Source organism: Nocardiopsis sp. TNDT3 (assembly GCF_003427465.1).
In the GTDB taxonomy this organism is placed as follows: Bacteria; Actinomycetota; Actinomycetes; order Streptosporangiales; family Streptosporangiaceae; genus Nocardiopsis; species Nocardiopsis dassonvillei.
Genome location: NZ_QPFC01000818.1, coordinates 1 through 4,565 on the forward strand (window position 1 = coordinate 1; position 4,565 = coordinate 4,565).

Below are 4,565 nucleotides of genomic sequence, written 5' to 3' on the forward strand. Positions count from 1 at the left end.
GCGGGGAGCGCCCGCGGTCGGGGACGTGGGAGGAGCGGGCGGTTGAAGTGGCTGTTGACACGGTTGCTGGCGGGTGTGGCCGCGATCGCGGTCGTGGTGGCCGGCGCGGGGGCCCTGCTGGCCTTCCAGTTCTCGGGTGAACCGGCGCCGTGGGCGGTCTCCCGGGGCTCCGACGCGGCCTGGGTGGGCTCCTGGGAGGACACCGGTCCCCTGGCGCGGGTGCTCGACACCGGCGGGGTGGACACGGTGTACGTGTACGCGGGCGAGATCGACGCCGAGGGCGCGGTCGAGCGGGTGGAGGACACCGGTTCCCTGCTGTCCTGGCTGGAGCGGGAGTACCCCGACGTGCGCGCGCTGGCGTGGCTGCGGCACGTGGAGAGCGGGTCCTCGCTGCTGCGGGACCGGCTCGACGAACAGGCCCGCGCGGCGCTCGCCCCGGCGGTCGCCGGGGTGGCTTCGGACGGGTTCGCGGGCGTGCACCTGGAGATCCGCCCGGTGACCGTCAACGACCCGTCGATCCCCGCGCTCATGTCGATGGTGCGCGAGGAGCTGGGCGGGGAACCCGTGCTGTCGGTGCAGGCCCACCACGTGGAGCTGGTGCCGGGCGGTCGGGTGCCCTCCTTCGTCATGGAGCGCGAGGAGAGGTACTGGTCCAAGGGCTACCTGGACCGGGTGACCGAGCACGCCGACGAGGTCGTGCTGCCGGGTGTGGGGGCGGGAATGCCCGGCGACGCGCTGTACGGCGGGTTCATGGTGCGGCAGGTGACCGAGGCGGTGACCGCCCTGCGCGCGCGTGAGGGCGTGGCGGTGCGGTTCGGGCTGCCCACGTACGGCGGTGGCGAGTGGGCGCCGGAGGAGGCGGACGAATCGTTGGCGACCGCGCTGGAGGCCGTCCGGCTGGGCGTGACCGAGGCCGATCCGCCGGAGGGGATGACCCTGGGGGTGGCCTTCTACCTGGGGGACGAGGCGACCGAGGAGGACGTGACGGCCTACACGGAGGGGTGGCTGCTGTCCTAGGGAAAGACGACGGCGGGGCTTGAGGGCCGCTGAGAACAAGAGGCCGCGGGAGTGACCACAGGTAAAGCTTGCAGGCCCCTGCCGCGAAAGCCCGGGGCTGGTGAGGTCCTCCGAGGGCATTTGAGGGCACTTGAGGGCACGAGCGGTATCCCGTGTGAGGCATACTGGAAGTCCGTGTCTCGGACTTCCACATTGGCCTCGGGCCCTGTGGACTCACACACCCTGCGTCGGCGCCCACGCCGGCCCCTCGCGGAACGGCTGCCCGCGGGTCGGGCCGCCTGGTCCGGTCGGCGCGATGACCAAGATCAACTGGAGCACGTTTTCGCATGGCGAACATCAAGTCGCAGAAGAAGCGCATTCGGCAGAACGAGAAGGCTCGTGTCCGCAACCAGGCGGTGCGCTCCTCGCTGAAGACGGCCGTCCGCAAGTTCCGTGAGGCTGCCGAGGCCGGGGACGTCGAGAAGGCCACCGTCGCCCAGCGCGCCGCCGCTCGCGCGCTGGACAAGGCCACCAGCAAGGGCGTCATCCACCAGAACCAGGCCGCGAACCGCAAGAGCGCGATCGCCAAGCGTCTGCACTCCCTGCAGTCCGCCTGAGACTGAGGCTCGACCCGGCCCGGTGCGCACGCACCGGGCCGGGTTTTTTCGTGCGCCGGACGATGCCGCCCACCGCCGTCCGCGCAGGTCGAGGAGGCCCGGGCGGGAGTTGTCCACAGCTTGGAATCGGCTGCTGACACAGCGTTTCCGGCTTCCTAACGTGGTCTTATGACTGTTCAGCGCCGCAACCGGCGCCACTCCCCCTCGACCGACCAGCAGGACCGACTCCGCGCGCTCACCCTGGACGCCTCACCGGCCGCCCGGCGCCTGCGCGCGCGTATCCCCCGCTCGCACGCGCAGCCCGCGCCGCCTCCCCGTGGTGTCCCGGCGATCCCGAGCGCGCCGTACGCGGTGGCCGGGACGCACGCCCCGTACCGTCCGGCGGCGTCTGGCGGCGCACCCTGCCCGGAGGGCACAGGCCGTTCCGAGGCCGCGCCCCGCCGAGGTTCGGTCACCGGCCCCCAGCGGCCGGAGGCCCACGAGGGCGCCGTGACCTGGTCTCCGAGCCCGGGCCAGCGGGGCGGGAGCGCCTCCGGTGACCGCCCGGGCCGGAGGCAGGCCAGGCCGGTCGCCCCGGGGACGACCGCCGCCGGGGAAGAAGGCCGGTTCTCGGCCCGGTCCGCCCCGGATCAGGCTGGAAGGCGTCGGCCCCCGGGAAGCGCCGAGGCCGATACCCATCGGCCTCCGGACGCGCCGCCCGCTCCCGGCACGGGTCCCGTGCCCTCGAAGGCCTGGCCCGAGCGCCACCCCGACGACCTGCTCGGCGTGACCGCTCCCCCTCGTTCCGCCCCGGGCAGGTCTGCGGCCGTGCGGGGTCCGTCCGAGGGGAGCCGGACTGGAGAGGCGACGGTACCCGTCCCGCGGACCTCGGGGGAGAACCGGGGCGGACAGGCGGCCCTGCCCGGCCCATGGACCTCGGAAGGGAACCGGAACGGGAAGGCCACGGCGACCGCGCCACGGCCCTGCGTGGTGAACCGGGAGGGGGAGGCGACCGTGCCCGCACCGCGGACCTCGGGGGAGAACCGGGGCGCGAGGACCGCAGGGCCCGTCAAGCGGGACACCGGGGAGGGCCCGGCCCCCGGGACCGCCCTGTCCGCCCGACGTGCCGGCACGTCGGAGGGCGCACCCGGTCCGGAGCCGTGGCCCGACCCGGCAGAAGGACGGCACCGGCGCCCGGAGCGCCCGCCGTCGGGGTACGCGGAGTTCGACCCCGAGCCGTCCGGCTCGCTCCTGGAACGGCTGGCACTGCGATGGCCGCCGCGGGCGGCGCTGTCCCGTCGGGCGGTGATCGTCCTGGCCGTGCTGGGCGCCCTGGCCGTCGTGCTGGTGCTGACGCTGTACCACCGGCCGACCACGGTGCCCGCACCCGAGATGGTCACCCGTGCCGCGCCCGTGCCCGCGGCGGAGGGCGACGGCGCTCGGTCCCCTGCGCTGGAGGCGGGGGCGCAGGCCGGGGACGCGGACGCCGGAGCGGCCGGGGACGCGGCGCCGAAGGATGACCTCGTGGTGCATGTGGGCGGTGAGGTGTCCGACCCCGGGCTGTACACGCTCCCGTCGGGGTCGCGGGTGGCCGACGCCGTGGAGGAGGCCGGTGGCGCGCTGCCCGACGCCGACCTCGACCTGCTCAACCTGGCCCGTCCGCTGGTGGACGGTGAACAGGTCCTGGTGGGCGTCCCCGTGCCCGCGGGCGCGGGCGTCACCGGGAGCGGTCCCCAGGGGGCCGGAGGGCTGGTGGACATCAACCGGGCGGACCGGGCCCTACTGGAGACCCTGCCCGGGATCGGCGCGGTGATCGCCGACAACATCGTCTCCTACCGCGAGGAGCACGGCCCCTTCCGGAGCGTCGACGACCTGCTCAACGTGGACCGGATCGGCGACAAGACCCTCGCCGACCTCCAACCCCACGTGACGGTGGGGTGAGCGGCGGTGACGACATGGCTGGGGACGGACGCCTACGGGCTGGACGAGCCGCCCGACCTGCGCCTGCTGGCGCCCGCGGCGACGGCCTGGCTGGCCGCGCTGGCGGCGCTCTCCGCCCCGCCGTGGGCCGCGTGGTCCCTGGCCGGGGTCGCGGGGGCCGGTGCGGCGGTGGTGCTCCTGGCGGCGGCGCGTCCGCCGCTGGAGGCGGTGGCGCTCACCGCCGCGGCGTCGCTGGCCTGTGCGGCCACGGTGGCGGCGGTGGCCGGTGTGCAGGTGCACCGGGTGGAGCGGAGCGCGGCCGGGGAGGCGGCGGAGCAGGGGCGCGAGGCGGAGTTCGAGGCCGTGGTGACGTCCGATCCGCGCCCGCGGTCGGGGACTCCCCGGCCGGGCAGGGCGGGCTGGGTGATCGACGCCCGTACCGCGTGGGTGCGGTCCGGGGGGACCGAGCGGGCGTCCGCGGCGCCGGTGGTGGTCCTGGCCTCGGAGGAGGAGTGGCGCGAACTGCTGCCCGGGCAGACCTTCCGGGCGCGGGGCGTCTTCCTCGGCACGGAGGACGATCCCCTCACCGCCGCCCTGGTCCTGGTGCGCGGGCCGCCGGAGGAGGTGGGGCGGCCCGGGGGTCTGCAGAGCTTCGCCGGTCTGGTGCGGGAGCGGCTGCGGGAGGCCTCCTCGGGGCTGTCCCAGCCCGAGGCCGGGCTCCTTCCCGCGCTGATCGTCGGCGACGCGTCCGGGGTGCCGCCGGAGACCGCCGAGGACTTCCGGGAGACCGGGATGACGCACCTGCTGACCGTCTCGGGGGCCAACCTGGCGGTGCTGACCGGCTTCGTGCTGGCGCTCACCCGGCTGCTGCGGACGCCCCCGTGGTGCTCGGTGGCGGGCGGCGCGGCGGTGATCTGGGTGTTCGTCCTGGTGTGCCGCCCGGAGCCGAGCGTGGTACGCGCGGCGTTCATGGGGTCGCTGGGTCTGCTGGCGCTGGCCACGGGGCGCGCCCACGCGGGGCTCGGTGCGCTGGCCGTCACGGTCGTCGGGGTG

General features: G+C 75.5%; 4 protein-coding genes. All 4 read left to right on the forward strand.

Features of this window, described 5'->3' with window-relative positions:
• The first annotated feature begins 42 nt into the window (after positions 1–42).
• On the forward strand, positions 43–1,017 hold the full coding sequence (locus DQW06_RS19930) for a hypothetical protein (RefSeq protein ID WP_117199089.1): 975 nt from the start codon (positions 43–45) through the stop codon (positions 1,015–1,017).
• A 326-nt stretch (positions 1,018–1,343) separates the two neighbouring features.
• A complete protein-coding gene (rpsT, locus tag DQW06_RS19935) occupies positions 1,344–1,613 on the forward strand; it encodes a 30S ribosomal protein S20 (RefSeq protein WP_013151741.1) in 270 nt (89 codons plus the stop codon).
• Between the two features lie 993 nt (positions 1,614–2,606).
• Positions 2,607–3,533 (forward strand): ComEA family DNA-binding protein, encoded by a 927-nt coding sequence (locus DQW06_RS19940; protein ID WP_232833091.1) that lies wholly within the window; start codon positions 2,607–2,609, stop codon positions 3,531–3,533.
• A gap of 6 nt (positions 3,534–3,539) precedes the next feature.
• Positions 3,540–4,565: ComEC/Rec2 family competence protein (locus DQW06_RS19945; RefSeq protein WP_198662505.1), on the forward strand; the 1,026-nt coding region annotated here is incomplete at its 3' end.

What these genes read in the sequence shown, in the direction of transcription:
- rpsT (WP_013151741.1), top strand. Translation starts at nt 1,344, where the DNA reads ATGGCGAACATCAAGTCGCAGAAGAAGCGCATTCGGCAGAACGAGAAG.